The 25349-nt window shown below is 64.7% G+C and carries 22 protein-coding genes and 1 pseudogene; 10 read left to right on the top strand and 13 right to left on the bottom strand.

Annotated features, from left to right (window positions below):
- A partial coding sequence (locus tag QM682_RS17615) for a transposase (protein ID WP_415132104.1) occupies nt 1–167 on the bottom strand: 167 nt, incomplete at its 3' end.
- Between the two features lie 116 nt (nt 168–283).
- Here QM682_RS17615 and QM682_RS17610 point away from each other — a divergent pair.
- A complete protein-coding gene (locus QM682_RS17610) occupies nt 284–760 on the top strand; it encodes a Mu transposase domain-containing protein (protein ID WP_415132102.1) in 477 nt (158 codons plus the stop codon).
- Nucleotides 761–813: 53 nt separating this feature from the next.
- Here QM682_RS17610 and QM682_RS17605 read toward each other — a convergent pair whose 3' ends face one another.
- Nucleotides 814–1242, bottom strand: a complete 429-nt coding sequence (locus QM682_RS17605; protein WP_415132100.1) for a hypothetical protein — start codon at nt 1240–1242, stop codon at nt 814–816.
- Nucleotides 1243–1325: 83 nt separating this feature from the next.
- Here QM682_RS17605 and QM682_RS17600 point away from each other — a divergent pair.
- Nucleotides 1326–1564 (top strand): annotated as a pseudogene (locus QM682_RS17600) (IS5/IS1182 family transposase); the annotation flags it as partial.
- A gap of 634 nt (nt 1565–2198) precedes the next feature.
- On the opposite strand, the gene QM682_RS17595 reads toward QM682_RS17600, so the two are convergent.
- From QM682_RS17595 to QM682_RS17570, 6 genes are all read right to left on the bottom strand, one after another.
- A complete protein-coding gene (locus QM682_RS17595) occupies nt 2199–2645 on the bottom strand; it encodes a F0F1 ATP synthase subunit epsilon (protein ID WP_415132098.1) in 447 nt (148 codons plus the stop codon).
- Nucleotides 2646–2654: 9 nt separating this feature from the next.
- Entirely contained in the window at nt 2655–4079 is a 1425-nt protein-coding gene (gene atpD / locus QM682_RS17590; protein WP_415132096.1) for a F0F1 ATP synthase subunit beta, read from the bottom strand.
- Nucleotides 4080–4096: 17 nt separating this feature from the next.
- Nucleotides 4097–4975 carry a F0F1 ATP synthase subunit gamma gene (locus QM682_RS17585; protein WP_415132094.1) on the bottom strand — a complete coding sequence of 293 codons (879 nt, stop codon included), beginning with the start codon at nt 4973–4975 and terminating at the stop codon, nt 4097–4099.
- Nucleotides 4976–4987: 12 nt separating this feature from the next.
- The gene (gene atpA / locus QM682_RS17580; protein WP_415132092.1) at nt 4988–6523 is read right to left on the bottom strand and encodes a F0F1 ATP synthase subunit alpha; all 1536 of its coding nucleotides are present in this window, start codon (nt 6521–6523) and stop codon (nt 4988–4990) included.
- Nucleotides 6523–7083, bottom strand: coding sequence for a F0F1 ATP synthase subunit delta (locus QM682_RS17575; protein ID WP_415132090.1), 561 nt, complete (start codon nt 7081–7083; stop codon nt 6523–6525). Before QM682_RS17575 ends, atpA begins: the two co-directional genes overlap by 1 nt.
- A gap of 186 nt (nt 7084–7269) precedes the next feature.
- Complete coding sequence (locus QM682_RS17570) at nt 7270–8040, bottom strand: class I SAM-dependent methyltransferase (protein ID WP_415132088.1); 771 nt, start codon at nt 8038–8040, stop codon at nt 7270–7272.
- Nucleotides 8041–8091: 51 nt separating this feature from the next.
- On the opposite strand from QM682_RS17570, the gene gloB reads away from it, so the two are divergent.
- Together gloB and clpA are read left to right on the top strand one after the other, a co-directional pair.
- Nucleotides 8092–8838 carry a hydroxyacylglutathione hydrolase gene (gloB, locus tag QM682_RS17565; protein ID WP_415132086.1) on the top strand — a complete coding sequence of 249 codons (747 nt, stop codon included), beginning with the start codon at nt 8092–8094 and terminating at the stop codon, nt 8836–8838.
- Nucleotides 8839–9101: 263 nt separating this feature from the next.
- Complete coding sequence (clpA, locus tag QM682_RS17560; protein WP_415132084.1) at nt 9102–11423, top strand: ATP-dependent Clp protease ATP-binding subunit ClpA; 2322 nt, start codon at nt 9102–9104, stop codon at nt 11421–11423.
- 625 nt (nt 11424–12048) lie between these two features.
- Here clpA and mfd read toward each other — a convergent pair.
- Nucleotides 12049–15510 (bottom strand): transcription-repair coupling factor, encoded by a 3462-nt coding sequence (mfd, locus tag QM682_RS17555; RefSeq protein ID WP_415132082.1) that lies wholly within the window; start codon nt 15508–15510, stop codon nt 12049–12051.
- 45 nt (nt 15511–15555) lie between these two features.
- Nucleotides 15556–16116, bottom strand: a complete 561-nt coding sequence (locus QM682_RS17550) for a hypothetical protein (RefSeq protein ID WP_415132080.1) — start codon at nt 16114–16116, stop codon at nt 15556–15558.
- Nucleotides 16117–16288: 172 nt separating this feature from the next.
- Here QM682_RS17550 and hemB point away from each other — a divergent pair, with 172 nt between their 5' ends.
- A complete protein-coding gene (gene hemB / locus QM682_RS17545) occupies nt 16289–17287 on the top strand; it encodes a porphobilinogen synthase (protein ID WP_415132078.1) in 999 nt (332 codons plus the stop codon).
- Nucleotides 17288–17359: 72 nt separating this feature from the next.
- Nucleotides 17360–17932 (top strand): YSC84-related protein, encoded by a 573-nt coding sequence (locus QM682_RS17540; protein WP_415132076.1) that lies wholly within the window; start codon nt 17360–17362, stop codon nt 17930–17932.
- Between the two features lie 512 nt (nt 17933–18444).
- Here the strand turns inward: QM682_RS17540 and QM682_RS17535 are convergent.
- Nucleotides 18445–19086 carry a lytic transglycosylase domain-containing protein gene (locus QM682_RS17535; RefSeq protein ID WP_415132074.1) on the bottom strand — a complete coding sequence of 214 codons (642 nt, stop codon included), beginning with the start codon at nt 19084–19086 and terminating at the stop codon, nt 18445–18447.
- A gap of 192 nt (nt 19087–19278) precedes the next feature.
- Here QM682_RS17535 and ssb point away from each other — a divergent pair, with 192 nt between their 5' ends.
- Both ssb and QM682_RS17525 read left to right on the top strand, forming a co-directional pair.
- Nucleotides 19279–19812: a single-stranded DNA-binding protein gene (gene ssb, locus QM682_RS17530; RefSeq protein WP_415132072.1), complete on the top strand. Its 534-nt coding sequence runs from the start codon at nt 19279–19281 to the stop codon at nt 19810–19812.
- An 879-nt stretch (nt 19813–20691) separates the two neighbouring features.
- Complete coding sequence (locus QM682_RS17525; protein ID WP_415132070.1) at nt 20692–21708, top strand: hypothetical protein; 1017 nt, start codon at nt 20692–20694, stop codon at nt 21706–21708.
- 918 nt (nt 21709–22626) lie between these two features.
- On the opposite strand, the gene QM682_RS17520 is transcribed toward QM682_RS17525, so the two are convergent.
- Nucleotides 22627–23376 carry a hypothetical protein gene (locus QM682_RS17520; RefSeq protein ID WP_415132068.1) on the bottom strand — a complete coding sequence of 250 codons (750 nt, stop codon included), beginning with the start codon at nt 23374–23376 and terminating at the stop codon, nt 22627–22629.
- A gap of 127 nt (nt 23377–23503) precedes the next feature.
- Between QM682_RS17520 and QM682_RS17515 the strand changes: the two genes are divergently transcribed.
- Nucleotides 23504–23773, top strand: a complete 270-nt coding sequence (locus QM682_RS17515; protein ID WP_415132066.1) for a hypothetical protein — start codon at nt 23504–23506, stop codon at nt 23771–23773.
- Nucleotides 23774–24257: 484 nt separating this feature from the next.
- On the opposite strand, the gene QM682_RS17510 is transcribed toward QM682_RS17515, so the two are convergent.
- Entirely contained in the window at nt 24258–24521 is a 264-nt protein-coding gene (locus QM682_RS17510) for a helix-turn-helix domain-containing protein (RefSeq protein WP_415132064.1), read from the bottom strand.
- Between the two features lie 564 nt (nt 24522–25085).
- Between QM682_RS17510 and QM682_RS17505 the strand changes: the two genes are divergently transcribed.
- A partial coding sequence (locus tag QM682_RS17505) for an HNH endonuclease (protein WP_415132062.1) occupies nt 25086–25349 on the top strand: 264 nt, incomplete at its 3' end.

Genomic DNA, 25349 nt, shown 5'->3' with positions numbered 1-25349 from the left:
AGCCGCCCTTTCCGCGCCAGCGTTCGCCACGATGATACATGGTTTGCAGGCAAGCTGTGCCGTCGCGCCACCTCATTCACCGTTGCGCCAGGCTCCAGCGTTTCCGCCGCGACCCGAGCCTTCACCTCATCTGGCCACTTCCGGTTCCGACGGGAGCCGGGTGACAAGGGGGCCGTCTAGGGAACGGTCGGGCTCATCCAGAGAAATTATGCAAGGGTTTTACGGGATCGCACTCCTCGTTCAATGACGGAGCTGAACGAGTCACTGCAAGCGGCGCTGGAAAATGCCACGGAACGAACGACTCAGAGTCCGCGAAATGCCGTGTCTGCAACCGCTGCCCAAAACCTCTTACGATTACGGCAGATGGCACCCCGGCATCAGGATCCAGCGTCACTACCACGTCAACGTAGAGGGGCGGAATTATAGCGTGCCTTCAAGCCTGATCGGTGAGCTTGTCAGCATCAAGGTTGTGGCCGGCACCATCGAAATCTACCACGATTCAGCGCTCGTGGCCGTGCACCCTCGTCGCGCGGCCACGCCAGCCGATGACGTGCCGATAACGGACCCGTCCCATATGCCGGAAAACCATCGCGCAATATGGCAGCAGAGTCCGGATGCCCTCATCGCGCGTGCTACCGACCACAGCCCATGTCTCGGACGGTTCGTGTGCAGGCATCTGGATGTCAACTCCAATCCCCGCGCGACTTACATGACCTTGTGCCGGCGGTCGACAGCCCTGCGACGGCGTGACAACGCATAGAGGGCGGCCATAGGCCACCCCCTTGAGCTTTCGGCATGGCTAATGGGGCGATCTCATCGCCTCTGACACATGAATTCACCCTTGAGCACAATTCTATGGGCGCGCTGCACGAGGCGGTCCATGATCGCGTCGGCAAGATGGGGGCTGTCGAGGTCGCCATGCCATTCGGACGGATCAAGTTGGCCTATCTTTGGCTTGACGATCAAGCGTATCGGCAAAGCCCGCAAGAGACAGATCGCGGGCGAGGGCAACGACATGTTCATGCTGCATTGTCGCTCTCCGCATAATAGCCCGCACCGCAGATGTTTTCGGACAGTGTTGCGCGGTTGCGGTTCAGGGCGCGGCAGCTTTTTCGGGCCTCGGTCGAGAATCTGCCGCAGCGCATCGGCATTGATCTGATCGCGCCGGAGAGCCTCGGCACAGGCCGCATCGATCGCGGTTTTGCGGTAGACCGGCGCGACTCCAAGCAGCCGCTTCAACATGCAGTTCCACCGACTCCGGTCTGTCCACCGCAGCGCCAAGTCATCTCGCCACGCCGAAGGTGGACTGTCTTGCCGCCGCCTCCATTCTGATCAAGACGATTGAGGCAGATCGCACTGCGGGGACAATCACGGACAAGGCCCTGAAGCAGGCGGCGGTCGATACCAGCGTGATGGAGAAAAACATCGCCCATCCGATGGACGCCCGGCTTTACGAGCGGGCCCGCACCGTGCTGGCGGGCCTGGCGGTGATGGCCGGGATCGCGTTGCCCTACGGCTGGCGATCCAGGTCGGGCGCTACGCCCACCCGCGTCCTGATCAGCGGACAGCGACGCGGCATTACCCCGGTATTGGCAAAGCTTCTTAAAGGGCCGTCCGATCAGGATGTTCCTGTCGGCGGGGCAGACCTCGTATTATATCAGTGCGCGGGCGTTGATCACGCAAATCCCGCAGGAGGCCACACTGCCGGCTGATCGGAGATGCGACGCAGATTTTTTAATAAATAATTTATTTAAAATTATATTATTTGCATAGTCCTGTCCCGCAGGGGCCGGAAAGTCCAATCCTACATGACGCCGAGCTTTATCGCAAATGCCACAGGATCAAAAACATGTTGGTCAGGCCGAAGGAATGGCGTCGGATTGTTCCCCCCCTTTGAAGTGGTCTGCTGTTATGTTTAGGAAACGGAGGATCCAGGATGACCAGCAAGCGATGCAAGCCGGAAGAGATTGTTTCAAACTGATCAGCCCCCTACGGCTGATCAGCAGCGGACAGGCTGGGCACCGTGCCCGGTCCACATCTTTAAACCGGGGAAAGGACGCCCGTGTCCTGGGTCGCGCCGATGCAGCAGGAGGGACACCGCAAGACTGCTTCCTTGAGGCGTTACAGGCAGATCACCTCATGAAATAAAGCCCCGGAAAATCCGGGGCTTCTTGTTTTTTTCGGTCAGGTCGCGCGGATCAGTGCGGGAAATTCGAATGGTTCGAATCCAGACCAATATGGGTGCCAAGCGCCTCCATATCGGCCAGCAACTTGACAGCTGCCGCGACGATTTCCTCGCCGGTCGAGGAACGCTCCTGCGCCTGCTGCACGCGACGCTGGGCCTGGGCCATCATCTCGTTGAAGATGTCCTGCGTCATCTCGGCGCGGGGATGGCCCCGTTCGGCCAGAAGGCTGACGGAATCGTTGTTGATCTCGGCAAAGCCGCCGGTCACCGCGAACTCCGTCTCGGCCCCGTCCGCCGCGACCACGGTGACGACACCGGGGCGCAGGTTGACGATGGCCGGCGCATGGCCGGGCATCGCGGTCAGGTCGCCCTCGGCGCCGGGCAAGCGCACCTCGCGCACCGGAACGGAAACCAGGTTCCGCTCGGGCGACACCAAGTCGAACTGCATCGTGTCGGCCATGTCGCCCCCTTACGCCGCGTCAGCGGCGAGGCGCTGCGCCTTGGCTTTCACTTCCTCGATGCCGCCGACCATATAGAAGGCCGCTTCCGGCAGATGGTCGTATTCGCCGTTCACCACCGCCTTGAAGGATTTGATCGTGTCCTCCAGCGGCACCTGCACGCCGTCCGAGCCGGTGAAGACCTTCGCCACGTCGAAAGGCTGCGACAGGAAACGCTGGATCTTGCGGGCGCGGGCCACCGTCAGCTTATCCTCTTCGGACAGTTCGTCCATGCCAAGAATGGCGATGATGTCCTGAAGCGATTTATATTTCTGCAAGATGCCCTGGACCGAACGCGCGGTGTTGTAATGGTCGTCGCCGACCACCGCCGGATCGAGGATCCGCGAGTTCGAATCGAGCGGGTCCACCGCCGGATAGATGCCCAGTTCCGAGATCGCGCGCGACAGAACGGTCGTGGCGTCAAGGTGGGCGAAGGTGGTCGCCGGCGCCGGGTCGGTCAGGTCGTCGGCCGGAACATAGACGGCCTGGATCGAGGTGATCGAGCCGTTCTTGGTCGAGGTGATGCGTTCCTGCATCGCGCCCATGTCGGTCGCCAGCGTCGGCTGATAGCCCACGGCCGAGGGAATACGGCCCAGCAGCGCCGACACTTCCGAACCAGCCTGGGTAAAGCGGAAGATGTTGTCCACGAAGAACAGAACGTCGGTGCCGGTCGCATCGCGGAACTGTTCGGCGATGGTCAGGCCGGTCAGCGCCACGCGCATCCGCGCCCCCGGAGGCTCGTTCATCTGGCCATAGACCAGCGCCACCTGCGACTTGTCCAGTTCCTCGGGCTTGATGACGCCCGATTCCACCATCTCGTGATAAAGGTCGTTGCCCTCACGGGTGCGCTCGCCCACGCCCGCGAACACCGAATAGCCCGAGTGAACCTTGGCGATGTTGTTGATCAGTTCCATGATCAGAACGGTCTTGCCCACGCCGGCACCGCCGAACAGGCCGATCTTGCCGCCCTTGGAATAGGGCGCCAGCAGGTCGATGACCTTGATGCCGGTGACCAGGATTTCCGACGACGTTGCCTGCGCGGCAAAATCGGGCGCAACCTGGTGGATGGCACGGGTCTGGCTGGCGTCGACCGGGCCGCGGTCATCGACCGGCTCGCCCACGACGTTCAGAATGCGGCCCAGCGTCGCATCGCCTACCGGCACCATGATCGGCGCGCCGGTATCGCTGACGGGCAGGCCACGGACCAGCCCTTCGGTCGCTTCCATGGCGATGGTGCGGACAGTGTTCTCGCCCAGGTGCTGGGCGACTTCCAGAACCAGACGCTTGCCGTTGTTCTCGGTTTCCAGAGCGTTCAGAATCGCGGGAAGCTGACCGTCGAACTGCACGTCCACGACGGCGCCGATCACCTGCGTGATTTTTCCTTTGGCCTCTGCCATGTGTTTACCCCTAGGTGTCAGAGCGCCTCTGCGCCCGAGATGATTTCAATCAGTTCCTTGGTGATCGCGGCCTGACGCGAGCGGTTATACTCGGTTGTCAGGCGGTCGATCATGTCGCCGGCGTTGCGCGTGGCGTTGTCCATGGCGGTCATCCGCGCGCCCTGCTCGGAGGCCGCGTTTTCCAGAAGCGCCGCGAAGACCTGCGTTGCCACCGAACGCGGCAGGAGGTCGTTCAGGATGCCATGCTCGTCCGGCTCGTAATCGTAAAGCGCCGAGGCGCCCGAGGCCACCGCCCCCTCGTCGATCACCGCAGGGATGATCTGACGGGCGGTCGGAACCTGGCTGATCACCGATTCGAACCTGCTGTAGAACAGCGTCGCGACATCGAAGCTTCCGGCTTCGAAGCGATCCAGGATCTCATCAGCGATGCCGCGCGCATCCTCATAGCCGATGCGCTTCACCTCGCTCATGTCGACGTGATGCACGAAGAACTGCGAGAAGTCGCGCTTAAGCTGTTCGCGACCCTTCTTGCCCACGGTCAGCAGCGTGACATCCTTGCCCTGCGCCTGCAATTCCTGCACGCGCTGGCGCGCCAGCTTGACGATGGACGAGTTGAACCCGCCCGCAAGGCCGCGTTCCGAGGTCAGAACCACCAGCAGGTGCCGACGATCCTCGCCGGTGCCTGCCAGCAGGCGGGGCGCCGAGGCCGAACCGGCTGCGGAAGCAGTCAGCCCGGCCATCACGGCGGCCATCCGGTCGGCATAGGGACGCGCAGCCACGGCCGCCTCCTGCGCGCGGCGCAGTTTCGCGGCAGCGACCATCTGCATCGCCTTGGTGATCTTGCGCGTGTTCTTGACGCTGCCGATCCGGTTTTTCAGGTCCTTGAGGCTGGGCATCTATCCCTCCCCTCAGGCGTAGGTCTTGGCGTAGCCATCCAGCGCCGACTTGATCGCAGTTTCCAGATCGCCCGCGATCTTGCGGTCGTTCTTGGTCATGTCGTCAAGCAGGTCGGCTTTCTGGTTGCGCAGATACTGGATCAGGCCCTGTTCCCATTTGGTCACTTCGCGGACCGGAACATTGTCCAGATATCCCTTGGTGCCGGCATAGATCACGATCACGATCTCGGCGGTGGTCAGGGGCGAATATTGCGGCTGTTTCATCAGCTCGGTCAGGCGCGCGCCACGGTTCAGAAGCTTCTGCGTCGCCGCGTCCAGGTCCGAGCCGAACTGCGCGAAGGCCGCCATCTCGCGGTACTGGGCCAGTTCCAGCTTGACCGGGCCGGCGACGGATTTCATCGCCTTGGTCTGGGCGGCGGAACCCACGCGCGACACTGAAAGGCCGGTATTCACGGCGGGGCGGATGCCCTGGAAGAACAGGTCCGTTTCCAGGAAGATCTGGCCGTCGGTGATCGAGATCACGTTGGTCGGGATATAGGCCGACACGTCGCCCGCCTGGGTTTCGATGATCGGCAGCGCCGTCAACGAGCCCGAGCCGTAATCCGCGTTCATCTTGGCCGAACGTTCCAGCAGGCGCGAATGCAGATAGAACACATCGCCCGGATAGGCTTCGCGCCCCGGCGGACGGCGCAGCAGCAGCGACATCTGGCGATAGGCCACGGCCTGTTTCGACAGGTCGTCATAGATGATCAATGCATCCATGCCGTTGTCGCGGAAATATTCGCCCATGGCGGTTGCCGAATAGGGCGCCAGGTACTGCATCGGCGCCGGGTCCGAGGCGGTCGCGGCCACGACCGTCGTGTAGGCCATGGCGCCGGTCTCTTCCAGCTTCTTCACCAGCTGGGCCACGGTCGAGCGTTTCTGACCCACGGCGACATAGATGCAGTGCAGCGTCTTGATGCCATCGGCCTCACGGCCGTTATAGCTTGCCTGGTTCAGGATCGTGTCCAGCGCAATGGCGGTCTTGCCGGTCTGACGGTCGCCGATGATCAGCTCGCGCTGGCCACGGCCGACGGGGATCATGGCGTCGACCGACTTCAGGCCGGTGGCCATCGGCTCATGCACCGACTGGCGCGGCATGATGCCCGGAGCCTTGGCATCGGCGATGCGGCGCTCGGCGAACTCGACCGGACCCTTGCCGTCGATCGGGTTGCCCAGTGCGTCGACCACGCGGCCCAGAAGGCCCTTGCCGGTCGGGACTTCCACGATGGCGCCGGTGCGCTTGACGGTATCGCCTTCCTTGATCGAGCGGTCGTCGCCAAAGATCACGACGCCCACGTTGTCGGTTTCAAGGTTCAGCGCCATGCCGCGGATGCCGCCGGGGAATTCGACCATCTCACCGGCCTGAACCTTGTCCAGACCATAGACGCGGGCAATGCCGTCGCCGACGGACAGCACCTGGCCGACCTCGGCCACCTCGGCGTCCTGACCGAAATTCTTGATCTGATCCTTGAGGATGGCCGAGATTTCGGCTGCCTGGATTCCCATTATCCGACCTCTTTCATAGCGTTCTGTAGGGAAGCGAGCTTCGAGCGGATCGAACTGTCGATCATCTGCGAGCCCAGTTTGACGATCATGCCGCCGATGAGGCTGTCATCGACACGCGCGTTCAGCTTGACGATTTTTCCGGTCTTGGCGTGGAGCGTCTCGACCAGCCGGTTCTTCTGGTCGTCGGTAAGTTCCTGCGCGCTGACCACATCCGCCGTGACCTCGCCGCGCAGATCCGCGACCAACGCGCGCAGCCTGGCGATGAACTGGGGCAGCGTGAACAGGCGGCGGTTGCGCGCCAGAAGCCGCAGCGTATTGGCCAGTTCGGGCGAAAAACCCATGCGCTCGGCCAGGGTGCCGATGGCGGCCTCCTGGGCGGCACGGTCGTAAAGGGGCGAGACGGTCAGGTCGCGCAGATCCGCACTGTCATCAAGGGCTGCGGCCAGCTCGTCGACCTGTTGGGAAAGAGCGTCGATTCCGCCCGAATCCTTCACCAGATCGAAAAGGGCTTGTGCGTAACGCCCGGCGATATCAGCGGAAATCGAAGCGGAATTGGCCACGGTCATCCTTCCGGTTTGCGTAAGCTCCGCTGGCGGGCCGGATTTTGTCCGGTCTGTCGCGGAGCGCTGGTCAAAAGGGGCTCTGGAGCATTCCTGCCTGATCTCCCCCGAAAATCTCGCGTGTTCCTAGCAGGTCGCATGCCTTGCCGCAACCGCATTGCACACGGTTTTGCGAGCGGCGGCGTTCTAAGTGCTCCGCCTTAGGCGGCGGCGTGCCGGTTGCGGCCGCGCAATCCCCTCAAGCATGTCGAGCGGGCTGGGCACGCTGATGCGCGGGACCCGCCCGATCGGGGCCTGCACCTGCTTGGTGAACTCGGTCAGCACCACCCCCGCGACCAGCACCTGGCTGATGCGCAGGCCCGCCCGCTCCCAGACCTGGGCGCTTTTCAACCAGAATCGCCGATCCGATGGCGGGATGTAAAGCGCGGCCCCGCTGCGCTCGGTCACGAAGCCAGCGCCACGCGCCTGCGCCTCAAGCTGGCCCACCGTGTAGCTGCGGCCAAAGCCGAAAGGCGTCGCCTCGGAGCGCGCCCACAGCCCGGCACGGTTCGGGGCCAGCACCAGCATCCGCCCCCCCGGCCCCAGCACCCGCCAGGCTTCCGAAAGGACCGCGCTTGGATGATCGGCGGTCTCGATCGCATGCAGAAGCACCAACCGATCCACGCTGCCGGTATCCAGCGGCCAAGCGGTTTCCTCGCACAGGACCGAACAGTTCGGCAGTCCCGGCGGCCAGGCCATCACTCCCTGCGGGCCGGGCATCAGGCTGACCACGCGCCGCGCGGGTTCCAGAAAGGGCCGCAGCAGAGGCGCGGCGAAGCCGTATCCCGCAACGGTCATCGCCCCGCATTGCTCGGGCGGCCAAAACTGGGCCAGCCGGTCCCGCAGCACCTTCTGCACCACGCGGCCAAGCGCCCTGGTATAGTAGAACTTCCGCAGCTCGATCACATCGTGATGCATTGCGCCCTCCGCCCGATGGGGCCAGACTGCGGCAAAGCAGGGGAATTGCCAATGCCGCTGGAACTGATCCCGGTCCGATGCCTGACCGACAACTATGCTTGGCTGATCCACGGCCATGGCCGGACCGCCCTGATCGACGCGCCCGAGGCCGAGCCGATCCTGGCCGAGCTTGCCGCGCGCGGGCTTTCGCTGGACCTGATCGCGCTGACCCATCACCATGCCGACCATATCCAGGCCGTGGCCGAACTGGTGGCGGTGACGGGCGCAAAGGTGATGGGCAATGCGCTGGACGCGGCGCGCCTGCCGCCTTTGGATCTGGCTGTCCGCCCCGGCCAGATCGCCGAGATCTGCGGCGAGGAGGCGCGGGTGATCGATGTCTCGGGTCACACCGTCGGGCATGTGGCCTTTCACCTGCCGCAATCGGCGCTTTGCTTTACCGCAGACAGCCTGATGGCGCTTGGCTGCGGCCGCCTGTTCGAGGGCGACGCCGCCATGATGTGGGAAAGCCTTGCCCGCCTGAACGCCCTGCCGGGCGAGACGCTGATCTGCTCGGGGCACGATTACTGCCGGGGGAACGGCGCTTTCGCTCTTTCGGTCGAACCGGGCAATGTGGCGCTGCGGCAACGCCTTGAGGATACGGCTGCGGGGCGCAGGCCCTGCGCCCCCGCGACGCTGGCGGATGAGCGCGCGACCAATCCCTTCCTGCGCGTGGGCGAACTGCGCGAGGGGCTTGGCATGGCCGGCGCCCCGGATGTCCAGGTTTTCGCGCAGCTTCGGCGGATGAAGGATGCATTCTGAGCTTTTCGCGCAACGCGGCAAGCAGATTCCGCACCCGCATCACCGCCATCACGTCACTGAAAGCGCCCGAAGATGCCTGCTTGAAAAACCGGCATGGAGACATCACATCTGTCTCAGCCCCCAGGATTTCGGCATGAGCAAAAGCAAATACCGCTTGAATTGCGCGAAAATCCACCAATTCTTAACCGTATCGTGACAGTCTGGTCAGGTGGACCGCTAAATCTTGGCGGCCCAAACCGCCAGCCGACTGACAGGAGCTGAACGTGCCGTCCTTTTCGAATACGCTGGAACAGGCCATCCATTCCGCGCTTGCGCTGGCCAATGAGCACCGCCACGAGCTTGCGACGCTCGAACATCTTCTGCTTGCGCTGACGGATGAACCCGATGCGATGAAGGTGATGCGGGCCTGCAATGTCGATATGGACGAATTGCGCCGCATGCTCGTGGAATTCATCGAGGACGATCTCTCGACGCTGATCACGGATGTCGAGGGGTCAGAGGCGGTGCCGACCGCCGCCTTCCAGCGCGTGATCCAGCGCGCGGCGATCCATGTGCAATCCTCGGGCCGGACCGAGGTAACGGGCGCGAATGTCCTGGTCGCAATCTTTGCCGAGCGCGAATCGAATGCGGCCTTCTTCCTGCAAGAACTGGACATGACCCGCTATGACGCGGTGAATTTCATCGCCCATGGCGTGGCGAAGAACCCCTCCTACTCGGAAAACCGCACGGTCCAGGGGGCCGAGCCGCAGCAGGGCCAGACCCAGCAGGAGCAACCCGCCGCCAAGGACGAATCCGCCCTTGCGAAATATTGCGTGGACCTGAACAGGAAGGCGTCCAAGGGCGACGTGGACCCGCTGATCGGCCGCGCGGACGAGGTCGAGCGCTGTATCCAGGTGCTGTGCCGCCGCCGCAAGAACAACCCGCTGCTGGTGGGCGACCCCGGCGTCGGCAAGACCGCCATCGCCGAGGGGCTGGCGCTGAAGATCACGCGGGGCGAGACGCCGGACGTGCTGGCGGGCTCGACCATCTTTTCGCTCGACATGGGCGCGCTTCTGGCCGGCACCCGCTATCGCGGCGATTTCGAGGAGCGGCTGAAGGCCGTGGTCAAGGAGCTTGAGGAGCATCCCGACGCGATCCTGTTCATCGACGAGATCCATACCGTGATCGGCGCGGGCGCGACCTCGGGCGGCGCGATGGACGCCTCGAACCTGCTGAAGCCGGCGCTGGCCGGGGGCAAGCTGCGCTGCATGGGCTCGACCACCTACAAGGAATTCCGCCAGCATTTCGAAAAGGATCGCGCGCTGTCCCGCCGCTTCCAGAAGATCGACGTGAATGAGCCGAACGTGCCCGACGCGATCAAGATCCTGATGGGCCTGAAACCCAGCTTCGAAAAGCATCACGATCTGCGCTATACCAATGAGGCGATCAAGTCGGCGGTCGAACTGGCCAGCCGCTACATCAACGACCGCAAGCTGCCCGACAGCGCCATTGACATCATCGACGAGGCGGGGGCGGCCCAGCACCTGGTCACCGAAAGCAAGCGCCGCAAGACCATCGGCCCCAAGGAGATCGAGGCGGTCGTCGCCAAGATCGCCCGCATCCCGCCGAAGAACGTCTCCAAGGACGATGCGGCGGTGCTGAAGGATCTGGACGCGACGCTGAAGCGGCTGGTCTTCGGCCAGGACGCGGCGATCGAGGCGCTGTCCTCGGCGATCAAACTGGCGCGGGCAGGTCTGCGCGAACCTGAAAAGCCCATCGGCAACTACCTTTTCGCCGGCCCCACCGGCGTCGGCAAGACCGAGGTGGCAAAGCAGCTCGCCAGCACCCTGGGCGTCGAGCTTTTGCGTTTCGACATGTCGGAATATATGGAGAAACACGCCGTAAGCCGCCTGATCGGCGCGCCTCCGGGCTATGTCGGCTTCGACCAGGGCGGGCTGCTGACCGATGGCGTGGACCAGCATCCGCATTGCGTGCTGCTGCTGGACGAGATCGAAAAGGCGCACCCGGATGTCTACAATATCCTGCTTCAGGTGATGGATAACGGCAAGCTGACCGATCATAACGGGCGGCAGGTGGATTTCCGCAACGTGATCCTGATCATGACCTCGAATGCGGGCGCCTCGGACATGCAGAAGGCCGCGATCGGCTTCGGCCGCGAGCGTCGCGAGGGCGAGGATACCGCCGCCATCGAGCGCACCTTCACGCCCGAATTCCGCAACCGGCTGGACGCGATCATCAGCTTCGCGCCGCTGTCGCGCGACGTGGTGATCCATGTGGTCGAGAAGTTCGTCCTGCAACTGGAAGCACAGTTGATTGATCGTGGCGTCCATATCGAACTGACATCGGAGGCCGCGAACTGGCTGGCCGAAAAGGGTTACGACGACAAGATGGGCGCCCGTCCCCTGGGCCGCGTGATCCAGGAAACGATCAAGAAACCCTTGGCCGAGGAATTGCTCTTCGGCCGCTTGACCAAGGGGGGCGTGGTCCGTGTGCGGATCGAGGACGACAAGCCCGTCTTCGACATCACCGGCCCCGACACGCCGCGCATCAGCAAATCGAAACCGCCGCTGCTGACGGCCGAGTAAACCGCCCCCCATCCCAAAGCGGCGCCCACAGAGGCGCCGCTTCTCTCTTGGACACAGAGGGCTATCAGCCCAAGGCCCAAGGCCCAAGGCCCAAAAACATCCCGAGCAAGGCGGCGTCCACAGCGCGGACCAGTTTCGCCCCCTGCTGTATTCGGGTTTAACCGCGTCAGATTGACGAAGTTTTTCTGGCTCAATATTTAGGCTGCCTTTTCGGCGAAACTCACGGCTGCGCCACCCCCGGCATGGCCGCGACAACCTTCTTTATCCGCATGAAACTCTGAAATTCCGCCACCTTCATCAGCCGCTTCAGCACGCGAGCCGAAGGATGCCACAAGATGGCCTATTTGATGAAAGCAAGCCGGTGCGGCTCGGCCCATATCCGGGACTGACACGGGGTGATCCTTTCGCGGCGCCGGACCCGCGCGTCCCTGTCGCGCCCATGCGGTCGAACCAAGGTTCGGCCCCACCATGCCGACCCAAGCGGTAGCATCGACCCCGGCATGGTCGAAAACAGGAGTGATCCAGATCCCCCGCCGACTATCCGCCGGCAGGCGCGCGCCGTCCCCAAACCCCATCTCTTTCTTGCCCAAATATCCCAGGGGTCCGGGGGCAGCGCCCCCGGTCCTCAGGCCGAGGCTCTGGCCCGGCCCTCGCGCACCTTCCCGGCCAGATCCTTGGCGATCCCGAATGCGCCCTTGATGCGATCGGCATCTCCGGGCCAATCTCGTAAGATCACGATCCGGTTGTCGGTGACCTTGGCCTGCCCGCGCTGCTCGTGAATGAACTCGACCAGGCCGGCCGGGTTAGGGAACCTGTCGCCATGGAACTGGATCGTCGCCCCCTTCGGCCCCGCATCCAGCTTCGAGATATTGGCCCGCTTCGCCATCGCCTTGATACGGATCACCAAAAGCAGCGTGTTCACCTCGCGCGGCAGCGGGCCGAAACGGTCGATAAGCTCGGCGGCGAAGCCTTCAAGCTCGACCTTGGTGGTCAGTTCGGCCAGGCGGCGGTAAAGCCCCAGCCGCACATCCAGATCGGGGACATAGCTCTCGGGGATCGTGACCGGCACGCCCAGGTTCAGCTGCGGCGCCCATTCGTCCTCGGGCGTGCCCTCGATCTCGCCCGATTTCAGCTTGGCGATGGTCTCCTCCAGCATCTGCTGGTAAAGCTCGAAACCGACCTCCTTGATATGACCCGACTGCTCCTCGCCCAGCAGGTTCCCCGCCCCGCGCAGGTCCAGGTCCTGCGAGGCCAGGTTGAACCCCGCGCCCAAACCGTCGATCGAGCCCAGGAATTTCAGCCGCCGCATCGCCTGCGGCGTCAGCGGCAGGCGCGGCTTGGTCGTCAGGTAGCAATAGGCGCGCGCCTTGGAGCGCCCCACCCTGCCCCGGATCTGGTAAAGCTGCGCCAGCCCGAACATGTCGGCACGCCAGACGACCATCGTGTTCGCGGTCGGGATGTCCAGACCGGATTCGACGATGCTCGTGGCCAGAAGCACATCCGCGCCCCGGTCGTAAAAGGCGTTCATCCGCTGGTCCAGATCGCCCGCGGCAAGCTGACCATGCGCCACGATGCAACTGACCTCGGGGACATGCTCGCGCAGCCAATCCTCGACCTCGGGCAGATCCGACAGGCGCGGGACCACGAAAAAGCTTTGCCCGCCGCGATATTTCTCGCGCAGCAGCGCCTCGCGGACGGTAACGCTGTCGAATTCGCTGACATAGGTGCGGATCGCAAGGCGGTCCACCGGCGGCGTGCCGATGACCGAAAGATCGCGCACCCCGGTCAGCGACAGTTGCAAGGTGCGCGGAATCGGCGTGGCCGTCAGGGTCAGGACGTGGATGTCGCTGCGCAGCTCCTTCAGCCGCTCCTTATGCGCGACGCCGAAATGCTGCTCTTCGTCCACGATCAGCAGCCCCAGGTTCTTGAAGCGCACCTGCTTGGCCAGCACCGCATGGGTGCCCACGACGATGTCGACCCCGCCCTCGGCCAGGCCCTTGCGGGTCTCGGCGGCTTCCTTGGCGGAAACGAAGCGCGACAGCGGCCGGACATTGATGGCGGTGCCGCGGAAACGTTCGGCAAAGGTGCGGTAATGCTGGCGGGCCAGCAGGGTCGTCGGCGCGACCACCGCCACCTGCGTGCCCTGCGAGGCGGCGATGAAGGCCGCGCGCATCGCCACCTCGGTCTTGCCGAAACCCACGTCGCCCACGACCAGCCGGTCCATCGGCCGCCCCGCCGCCAAATCCTCGGCCACCTCCGAAATCGCGGCGGCCTGGTCGTCGGTCTCGGTATAGGGAAAGCGCGCGGCAAAGCTTTCGATCTCGTGATGCTCGGGCTCAAGCACCGGGGCGGGACGCAGCAGGCGTTCAGCGGCGACGCGCATCAGCTTGTCGGCGATCAGCCTGATGCGCTCCTTCAGCCGGGCCTTGCGCGCCTGCCATGCGCCGCCGCCCAGCTTGTCCAGCAAGCCTTCCTCATGGCCGTAGCGGCTGAGAAGCTCGATATTCTCGACCGGCAGGTAAAGCCGGTCCCCGCCGGCATATTCGATGGCCACGCAATCATGCGGCACCTTCAGCGCCATCACCGTCTCAAGGCCGGTATAGCGGCCGATGCCATGCTCGACATGGACGACCAGATCGCCGGGGGAAAGGGTGGTGGTGTCGCGCAGGAAATTCTCGGCCTTGCGGCGCTTTCGCGCACCCCGGATCAGCCGGTCGCCCAGCACATCCTGTTCCGAGATCACCGCAATCCGCCCTGCGGCCTGCCCATCGGCGACGAAGCCCTCCTCAAGCGGCCAGACGGCCAGACCCAGCGCCCCGTTCTGATCCGGCAGATCGCGCAAATGGGCGATGGACCTGGCGCCCTCGACCCCCTCATCGGCCATCAGGCCCGCCAGACGCTCGCGCGCGCCTTCCGAGAAGCTGGCGACGATCACCCGGCGGTCCTTGCGCAAGTCCCTGAGGTGATCGGCCAGCGCCTTGAACAGGCTGACATTCTCGGCCTGACGCTCGGGCGCGAAATTGCGGCCCGCGCGCCCGCCCGCGTCCAGCACCCCCGGACCAGGCGGCTGCGGCAGGACCGACAGGCGCAGCAGCCGGTGCGGCTTCAGCCATCCGGCCCATTCGGCATCGTCCGGGAACATCAGCGCGGGCGGCACCGGGCGATAGACGGTATCGGCCCCGCCCTTACGCTTCAGCGCCTCGCAGCGGGCATCGAACTGCTCGGTGATGGTGTGCCGGCGCGCGTCCCGGACCTGATCCAGGTGATCGTCCAGCACCACGCTCGCCTGCGGCAGATAGGCGAACAGGCTTTCCAGCCGCGCGTGGAACCAGGGCAGCCAATGCTCCATCCCGGCCATCTTGCGGCCCGCGCTGATGCCCTCATACAGGGGGTCATTCGCGCCGCCGCCATATTCGGCGCGGTAGTTCTGGCGAAAGCGGGTGATCGCGGCCTCGTCCAGAATGACCTCGGACATGGGGACCAGGTCCAGATGGTCCAGCTTTCCGGTGGAGCGCTGCGTCTCGGCGTCGAAGCGGCGGGCCGATTCCAGCACGTCGCCGAACATGTCCAGCCGGATCGGCCCGGAATCGCCCGGCGGATAGATGTCGATGATCCCGCCCCGGACCGCGAAATCCCCCGGCTCGGTCACCGTGGGTGATTGCGAGAAGCCCATGTGGACCAGGAAGGCGCGCAAGCCGGCCTCGTCGATGCGGTCGCCGACGCGGGCCGAAAAGCTGGCCTCGCGCAGCGCATCGCGCGCAGGCACGCGCTGCATCGCCGCCGAAAGAGTGGTCAGCAGCACGAAAGGCCCCTTCAGCGCGCCATGCGCCAGGGCCGTCAGCACCGCCATGCGCGCCGCCATCACCGCCGGCGCGGGCGAAACGCGATCATAGGGCGTCGTGTCCCAGGCCGGAAATTCCAGGATCGCGGTGCCGGGGGCGAAGAATTCCAGCGCCGCGCGCATCGCCACCATGCGGCGGTCGTCGCGGGCGACATGGATGACGGGCAGGCCGCGGGCAAGCTCGCGCGCCATCAGGGCGGCGTCATAGCCCTCGGGCGCGCCGGAAAGGATCAGATGCTCGGACATGGATGCTGAGGTAACGCCAGGGGATGGGAAGTCAAGTCGCCCGGGTCAGAAGCCATAGGGATGGGTCGCAAGCCAGATCGCCCCGCGATAGGCGGTCAGCGCCATGACCAGGATCGAACCGACCGAGATCCCCGCCCGGTGCCGCCGCAAGCGGCGCGAGGCCAGCGCCGCCGCCTCGTTCGCCGCCAGCCGGCCGTCCTGGGCATCGGCCACGACGCCCTCAAGGCCATGGGCCAGGCGCAGCTCGATCCCGAAGAGAACCGCGAAGGGCAGGATCAGCAGCACCAGCGCCTGCGCCATCTCGAGTCCATAAAGAAAGCCCAGGATGAAAAGCGCGGTCAGCGCGAAGGCGGCAAGGCCCAGAAACAGCGCGGCCTCGATCCGGCCGATCCGCCAGCGCGGCAGCGACAGGGACAGCCAGTCAAGCAGCGCAAGCGCGGCGGGATCGTCGCCTGGACCCTGCGGCTGGCGGGCCGCCTGGACCACATCCACCGGCACGCCCAGGACGCGGCGCCCCGCCATGGTCCAGGCCAGGACCAGAAGCAGCCAGAACCAGATCGAGCCGAAGGACCGGCTGTCGAGAATGGCGAGCAATGCCTGGGTCAAGCCTGTCTCCCGAAATGACGCAAAGGAACGTAACCCCGGATCGCGCCAAGGAAAACCGCGATCCTGCACGACGGCTCCGCAGGGGTTGCGCGGCTGCAACGAAGAGTGCAGGTTCGGGGCCGGTTTTCCAGGCGCCCCCGCCCCGACGCGCCTTGCCAGAAAGGTTCCGCCCATGCCGACCAGCCTGATCGTCGCCCCCTTTCCACAGACCCGCCTGCGCCGCTTGCGCCGCACGCCCGCGCTGCGGGCGATGACGACCGAGACCACCCTGACGCCCTCGAACCTGATCTGGCCGATCTTCGTCACCGAGGTCCAGGGCGGCGCGGGCGAGATCGCCTCGATGCCCGGCGTCGAGCGCCTGACGCTGGACGGCGCGAAGCGGGCGGCGGAAACCGCGATGCGGTTGGGAATTCCGGCGATCTGCATTTTCCCGCATTCCGATCCCGACCTTAAAACCGAAGCCTGCGAACGCGCCTGGGACCCCGAGAACATCGGCAACCGGGCCATCCGCGCGATCAAGGAAGTGGCGCCGGACCTGGCAGTGATGACCGACATCGCCCTAGACCCCTATAACGCCAACGGGCATGACGGGATCGTGCGCGACGGGGTGATCCTGAACGACGAGACGGTCGAGGCGCTGGTCCGCATGGCCCTGGTCCAGGCCGAGGCGGGGGCGGATATCCTTGGCCCCTCGGATATGATGGACGGACGCATCGGCGCGCTGCGCGACATGATGGAGGGGAATGGCCACAAGGATGTGGCGATCCTGTCCTATGCCGCGAAATTCGCCAGCGGGTTCTATGGCCCGTTCCGCGATGCGGTGGGCGCCTCGGGGCGGCTGGTGGGGGACAAGAAGACATATCAGGTGAACCCCGCCAACCGCGACGAGGCGATGCGATGCGTCGCCCGCGACCTGGCCGAGGGCGCGGACATGGTGATGGTCAAGCCGGGGATGCCCTATCTGGACATCTGCCGCATGGTGAAGGACCAGTTCGCCGCGCCGACCTATGCCTATCAGGTCAGCGGCGAATATGCGATGCTTGAGGGCGCGATCCGCAACGGCTGGCTGTCGCGCGATACGGTGCTGGAAAGCCTGCTATGCTTTCGCCGGGCGGGCTGCGACGGCATCCTTACCTATTACGCCCCGCAAGTGGCCGAAAGGCTGGCATGAGCCGGGTCTTGCCCCTATCATCCGTTTCCAAGGGCGGGCCAACCGCCATTTCCCTGATGGACGAGGCGAAGGATGACGAACTTCAAGGTGATGAGCAGGCGCGGCGTGATCATGGGCGGCGTGGCGCTTGGGCTTGCGGGATGCAATAACGCGGTCGGACAGGGCGCCTCGGGCCGGCTGGACGCGCGGGTGGACGCGACGCGCAACTTCCTGCTGCAAACCTATCCGGGGGTCGGCCCGATGCTGCAAGCGGCCAAGGGGGTGCTTTACATGCCCCTGATGACCGAAGCGGGTTTCGGCGTCGGCGGTGCCTACGGCCAGGGCGCGCTGCGCATCAACGACGCGACGGTGGATTACTATTCCGCGACCCAGGCCAGCGTGGGCTTTCAGATCGGCGCGCAGCAATATGCCCATGTGCTGATCTTCCAGACCGACGCGGCCTTGCAGGATTTCCGCGGCGCGCCCGGCTGGGTGGCCGAGGCCGGAGCCTATTACACCCTGCCCGATCGCGGCCTGTCCTTGGGCGGCGACACGCTCAGCGCGCAGCAGCCGATCGTGGCGATGATCTTCGGCCAGTCGGGGTTGATGGCGGGGGCCGCGATCGCGGGCACGAAATATACGCGGATCATCCCCTCAAGCTTCTAAGCGGGCGGGGACCGGGCACGACTTGGACCAGATGGAAAGAGCTGCGATCGCGGCCCTTTTTCATGGCGCCGAAGCGGAATACCGGCCGCCCGGATCGGCGCCTTCCCTGGCAAGCGCCCTGATGGTTCCTTATCCTTGGGAATGGTCGGATCCTGCCGGCGCCGCCATCGCCGGTATTGCGGACCGCGCCGTGCTTCCCAGGAGCTGGTTGGGTTTGGTCGCGCGGCCAGGGCTCGGCGGATCGGCGCATCCCGATGCATGTCGGCACGCGGCGTCCCCCGTGCGCCTGACATTGCCGGCCTTTGGGGGGGCCAGGGGCCTCGGCGCACAGCCCTGCTCATGCAAAGCGGCGACCCTTGGCACGACACCGACAGGGCCGGCAATGCGCGATCACCTGGAACCGATTGGCTTCATTGACGAACGCAGGCCCAAAGACCCACGCCCTGGACCCCGCAAGAAGTCCCGAGCGACCTTCAGGCCCCGCATATGCGGCGGGTCAAGGGCGCAACGCCTCAACTGCCATGGATGATGCGGACATAATTCCTGGTCTCGCGGAAGGGCGGCACGTCGCCATATTTCGCAACCGCGCCCGGCCCGGCATTATAGGCCGCCAGCGCCAGCCGCCAGCTTCCGAAGGTGTTATACATCATGCGCAGATAGCGCGCCCCGCCCTCCAGGTTCTGAAGCGGGTCGCCGGCATCGACGCCCAGCTTCGCCGCAGTGCCGGGCATAAGCTGCGCCAGCCCCCGCGCACCCTTGTGCGACCGGGCCGAGGGGTTCCAGCCCGATTCCTGCTGCACCAGCCGCAGGAACAGATCCTCGGGCACGCCGTGCTTCTTTGCCATGGCCTTGGCATGGGGCAGATACTGGCTGCGGCGATTGCCGTTATAGGCCGGGATCGGCCCCGGCATGGCCAACTCCACCACGCTTTTCGTCGAGGCCGTGCCCGGCCGCAGCCGCGAGGATTGCTGATACTGCCCGGCCAGCCGCGAATCCAGCAGCCGCGTCTGGCGCTCGAACTGGGCGATTCGCGACTTGCCGCTTTTCTGTATGCGCAGCCCCTCGGCCGAAGCGGGAAGGGCCAGGCCCAGGCCAAGCGCCGCAAGCCAAGCAGCGCGTCTCAGCAGACGCGGCGAAATGCGCCTGGAAAACATGTCTCGTCCCTCATGCCGCCTTGATTTTTGTCCGGCACTATAGCGCAAAGGCTCGATCTGGCCGCAAGTCGATTTGTTTCTCGCTTTGGATCGGCGCTGGATCGGCGGATTGCCGCCTATAGGTGAAGCTCTTGCCCGTGCCCCGCCCCTGGCGTTACATGCGCCCTGACACAAGGATAAAGGACCATTCCCATGGCAGGCAGCGTCAACAAGGTGATCTTGATCGGCAATCTGGGTCAAGACCCCGAGATCCGCAGCTTCCAGAACGGGGGTAAGGTCGCCAGCCTGCGAATCGCGACCTCGGAAACCTGGAAGGACCGCAATTCCGGCGAGCGCAAGGAACGCACCGAGTGGCACAGCGTCGCCATCTATTCCGAGCCCCTGGTCCGCGTGGCCGAGCAGTTCCTGAAAAAGGGCAGCAAGGTCTATGTCGAGGGTCAGCTGGAGACCCGCAAATGGCAGGACCAGAACGGCAATGACCGCTACACGACCGAAGTTGCCCTGCGCCCCTATCGCAGCGAGTTGACCATGCTGGACGGGCGCGGCGGCTCGGGCGGCGGCGGGCGCGACGAGGGCGGTTATGGCGGCGGTTACGGCGGCGGCCATGAGGGCGGCTCGGGCGGAGGCTACGGCGGCGGGCGCAGCGGCGGCTCGGGCGGTTCCTCTTCGGGCGGCTCTTCCTCGGGTAGCGCGCGCCCTGATTTCGACGACGAGATCCCGTTCTGAAGAGTGGCATCATTGCAAGCCTGCAAACCGATCCGGTCGACAGGATGCAACCGGAATAGCCCTTCTGTTGAGGTTTCACATCCGCCTAACATCATGTGCTGGGCAGATGTGACGCGATCAGCCGCCAATAGATCGCTTTAATCTCCATCTCACCAAATGGCCGAAACTTGCTTCCGGCCAGCCAGGGGCTTCACTTGTTCCTGCTGCTGCCGGTGCTTCTCTCATTGCATCAAGCCATCGGATCACGGCCCACCAAAGGCTGCGGAGTGCCTGCCCCAGATGCTTCCGCGCCTGCCTGAGCAACGAGCGTTACAGTTTTGTTATTGAGCTGATGCGGGCGCGCCTGGCTGCGGCGCGGGGTGCCCTTCGCCACAGCGACCATGCGATGGATATGGGCGGGCAGGATCTGGCGCCGCGCCATGCGATTGGCGATGCTGCGGGTTTCCTGGACAGAATATCGGGATCGGCACCGCCCGACTGCGGATCAGGATGTCGCCGTTCCCCAGCCGCTCGGGCGGTGCATAATTACGAATGTCGTCCAGGTCCGGGTCGCGCAGCCCATCACCTCGCAGAGGGACAATCCCACCATGATGACGAAGAGGCTTCTTTCCGCCGAGCCCCTGACGGTCGACGACCTTCGCGAAACCGGATGCAGCCGCGTGAATGGCAGGCAGGGGACATTTTCGCACCCTGCGCCGCCCGCTCGACGCGTTATCGCTCCGATTTTCCTGCCTCCGCACACCGTAAAGGCTTTCCCCCGGCGCAAAGGGCGCTAAAAGCCGCAAGGAAATTCGCGGCTGCGGCCCCATGGTGCGGTGTTGACGGTAGATGACGGTAGCATATGCTCCAATCCGGGCAGCGGAGGTTCCCAGCGCAAGAATGACGGCGCTTGACCAATATCAGCGGCTCGAAGCATCGGGCATGTGGCGCGAGACGCCGCAATCGCCGCTGCGCGAGGTGATCGTCTCGTTCGGCGAGGCGACGCTGATCCTGTCCGATACCCGGACCGAGGTTCCACTGGCCCATTGGTCCCTGCCCGCCGTCCTGCGCCTGAACCCCGGCAAGATTCCCGCCGAATACGCCCCCGCCCCGGACGATGCCGAGCTTTTGCTGGTCGATGACGACCTGATGGTCGCCGCCATCGAAAAGGTCCATCATGTGATCGAGGCGAACCGCCCCCCCTCGGGGCGGTTGCGCAACGGGCTGGTGCTTTCGGCATTGCTGGTCATGCTGGTGCTGGCGCTGTTCTGGGCGCCGCCCTCGCTGGTGCGCCACGCGGCGGATGTCGCCCCCCCCGCCCAGCGGGCCGAGATCGGGCGCATGATCCTGGCCGAGATCGAAAAGACCACCGGCAGCGCCTGTTCGCGCCCGGCCGGAGACCTGGTGCGTCACCGTCTGGCCGAGCGGCTGATCGGGCCGGGCGCGGATATCGCTGTGCTGCCCGCCACGCTGCGGACGGCGCACCGCCTGCCCGGACCGCTGACGGTCATGGGGATCGATCTGGTCCAGGGCCAGGCGACGCCCGAGGTCGCGGCGGGCCATATCCTGGCCGCGCAGGCGGCGGCCACCGCCGACGATCCGCTTCTGGATGCGCTGCGCTATGCGGGACCGCGTGCGACCTTCCATCTGTTGACCAAGGGCAGCCTGCCCCGGCAATCGCTTGCGGGCTATGGCGAAAAGCTGCTCTCGGACTCGGCTTCACGCCCGGACGACGAATCGCTTCTGGGCTATTTCGCCCGCGCCGGCCTGTCCAGCGAACCCTATGCCCGCTCGTTGGACCCGACGGGTGAGGCGACCTTGGGCCTCATCGAGGCCGACCCCTTTCGCACCGCCCAGCCGCGCGATGTGCTAAACCAGCGCGACTGGACGGCCCTGCAAGAGATCTGCGACCAATAACGCTTTGCGCGATGGGCCGCAGGCAAAAGAAAGCGGTGCGGCCTTTTTCCATCCTCGCTTGCGCCGCCATCGGCGGCAGACGATGAGGATCCCGGCAGCGGGCGGCAAAGGCCCGCAGGCACCGTTACGCGCCCCTGGCCGGTCCCGAAGCGGTGTGCCCGCACGCTGGACCTGGGGATCGCCAGACATGCGGGTCCGCGATCACCTTCCTTGGATGGATGGATCAGGCACCATCGCCATCAGCGCTTCTGCTTCGGTTCCGGCGCCGCATCGATGAAGGTCCAAGTGGTTGAAGCGGCCAGGGGCATCGCGTGCGGTTGGTGATGACGGCGACCGGCCTCTGGGTCACGAAAAGCTCGCGCCGCGTCGTGCTTTCTTCGACGAGCTTCTGGGCCGGGATGCCTAGAAGCATCGCCCCCGACAGGCGGCGGTTCACATCCTGCTCGGACAGGTTCAGGCCATTCCTACCCCCGTCCGAGCCGGGTCGGACGTTTGAGGGATGCGGCCGGAATCTGCGCCAACTCCACTTCGACCTTGCGCATATCTCGCGCGGGCCGGGTCATCATTGCCAAAAATCGCCGCAGGATTCCCAGTGCCACCGCACCCCTGCAAGGCAGCTAAGCCCGGACAGGTTCAGCCAGCCCATACCGGCGATACCCGCGCATCGCGAGCGGCTTGCCTTCATGCAGAAACCCGCCGTAACGGCAAACCTGCCCCGGCTGCGGAACGGACCTTGCGCGGATGGCGGCTGGTCACGGAAGAGCCGTGCAAAGGCCGGGGCACCCGGCGAACCTTCGGCGCCGATCTGACGGCTGGCGTGCCTATCCGCCGCCCTGCCCGGTGGTGGCGCCTTGTCGAGAATTTCCTCTGAAAGCTAAAGGAAAACTGATGCATCGCCATGCGTTCCCGCAAGACGGATCACAGGTTCACCGCGTTCATAGCTTTCGCCACTACCATCATCCTCATGAAGTGAACGTCAACAAGCCCCAGCTTTGGCAAAGAAATTTTCTCGTTTACCCTGTCAGGATCGCCGCCTGTCAGCCAGCCCCTTCCTGACACCTCGCGTGTTCGCCCAAACCAGCGGCTCTGACAGATACGAGCGCGGGGGCTGGCCTGCGTAATCCAGATGTGCCTCGCTGTCGGTGGGGTGCGGCGCCTCGCGCCAGTCAGCGTGATGCGGACGGTGGTGTCATCAGGCAGCGTGACGGCAGAAACCGCCGGCCCCAGGGACAGCCCGCCGCCGTTGACCGCGTTATGCCAGGCGCGGAACAGCCGGTAATCGCCGGTGAAATAACCCTTGGGCGACAGGTGCACGTCCAACCCGCCCTCGCCGCTCAGGTCGTATTGCTCGCAGCCTTGGGTGCAATCCGTGCGTTTGGAGATGGCGGTCAACTGCGCCTCGCGCACCGCCGTGGCGCCCAGGTCATGCGAGGTGCGGTCGGCCCGGCTGACAGGGGTAACTGTCAGATAGGCATAGGACATACTGGAATCATAGGCGATAGCAACGATCGCGCCGGCGGAAACCCTGACGTAATTCGCGCCCGACTGCCCGAAGAAGGTCTTGCCGAAGCCCGCGAAGATGCCGCCCGTGCCGGTGCGGACGATGTAGCGCAGCGCGGTGCCGCGCACCATCTGCGCCATGTCCGGCTTGTGCCCGCTCTCGGCCATGACGCACATGCGGGGATGCGGCCAAGCATAGGTATAATACCCCATGTTGCCCGGGGAGTGTCTTGAACTCTGTGTATCTGTCCCGTCCCATGCAGTTTCAGATACTCAAGCGGCGAAGCGCTTGGCCGTGCCGGAATCCGCAGCCGCAATCGTCGTCGCCACGAAAGAGGCGTGGGCGCAGATCGACAGCGCCGGGCAACAGTTCGTCAACAACCTGCTGAACGAGGCCGTGGGCCGCGTCCTGGACGCCCGCCTGTTCGCGGCGCCTGAGGCCATCAACGAGGCGCTTAAATGCGTCTTGCCGCTGATCAACTACTGCCTGCGCCTGGACGCCCGCCTGTCGGCGCTGGAATGCCGCGAGAGGGCAAGGGCCGAGATCGGAGAGGCGCGCAACTGATGCAAGGGGGGGTGATCTACGATCCGCCCCCTTTGTAGCCCCGATGAGAATGACCGGGACGCGATCAACGGCTGGATGCGCTGGCAGGGCCTGCTGGGAAGACTGCCATCCGCAGACCGCGGGGCCATTGTCGCGGTGATGCGGCATCGATCACACACCATGCAGGGCAGTGTTCCCAGCAGGGCCGGCCTGGAGTTTGTGGCAGGCATGCGGAAGCTGCTTGCGGTGGAGCAGCGCGCTTGACGGGAGATTATCTTGGCTGTAAAGTGTCTCGTAGAACGACGGGAATGCCTTCGTGAGTCAATGCCCGGTTCGCGCCGGGCTTTTTGCATTCCACCTGCGCGCTACGAATCGCAGGCAGCCCCGCCCGGTCTCACGATCAGGCGGGGATTTTCGTATCAGCGGCGCTTAAGCAGCGCCACAAGCCAGCACAGCACGCCAAGGTTGGCTACACCAAGAGCAAGCGTCAGGGCTTCAATCGTCGTCATGCGGTTTCCTTTCCGCGAAAGAGGGCTACAACGTCCATCGCGTCACGGCGAGCCGCAGGCGCAGCGACCTGCCATTCACCAGACGCGGCAGCAAACGCCAAGGTAATGCGTTCCATGGCCAGAGAGTGAACCCGGCGCATATCGCCCGCGCCGGTTTCAATATTCTGGATCTGTCGCAGCGACATACCCATTTGTTCGGCCACGTCTGTCTGCGTCATGCCCATGGCCTTGCGGGCTTCAATGAATTCTTCTCTGGTCATTGATCAGAACCCCATTCGTTGCTACCTTTGGTGGTAGCCGGGGAGCCTTTCGGCCCCCCGACCACCTTCTTACCGGGTCAGCACGGCGATGAGAGCGGCAATTCCTACCGCCAGCTGCCCGGCTTGAAGGATCAGGGAGATGGTTTCGTAGTCCATCATCTTCTCCTTCTGTGCGCTGGGTTGGGTTATCCTTCCCTTCTGCACATTCAATAAATACGAAATAATTGCGTATTTTGTGGCGCGACGCATGCCGCGCTGTGCGCGACGCCGTTCGACATTCGGAGACGCCCATGCGGATCATCCTGGCCGGGTCCGGCTGGCAGAGCGTGGAGGATGCGTGATGAGATATTGTTCCAATTGCTCGGCCGCCCGCTGTCCGAACTGCGGGGGCGATCCGGGCGTGAAGTTTGGATGGCGAGCCGCCCGTCTTGTCTGTGACTGTGGCGTGTCCGGCGCGCGGGTTAAACTGCGAGGGCGCTCGACGCCATATAATGAGGCGATTAAGGGATGGGAGCCAGTCGCAGGGACATGGGCGGCGCAAGCAGGACCGCCCTCACCGCGCAAATGACCCGCAAGACATGGGCCGGCAAGGGCAGCAGGCATGCCAGGGGCTATGGATCAGCCTGGGACCGCATCAGGGTGCAGGCCCTCAAGCGGGACTGCTACCTGTGCCAGCCATGCCTGCGGCAAGGGCGCATCACCGAGGCAAAGGCAGTCGATCACATCACTCCGAAGGCGCAGGGCGGAACGGACGACCTGGCGAACTTGCAGGGAATCTGCGCCCCTTGCCACAGCGACAAGACCGCGAGGGACGAGGGGTGGAGGCGC

This window comes from Paracoccus sp. (in: a-proteobacteria) (assembly GCF_047605025.1).
In the GTDB taxonomy this organism is placed as follows: domain Bacteria; phylum Pseudomonadota; class Alphaproteobacteria; order Rhodobacterales; family Rhodobacteraceae; genus Paracoccus.
The sequence above is the reverse complement of the archived record's forward strand: the minus strand, read 5'-3'. Positions and strand labels throughout refer to the sequence as shown.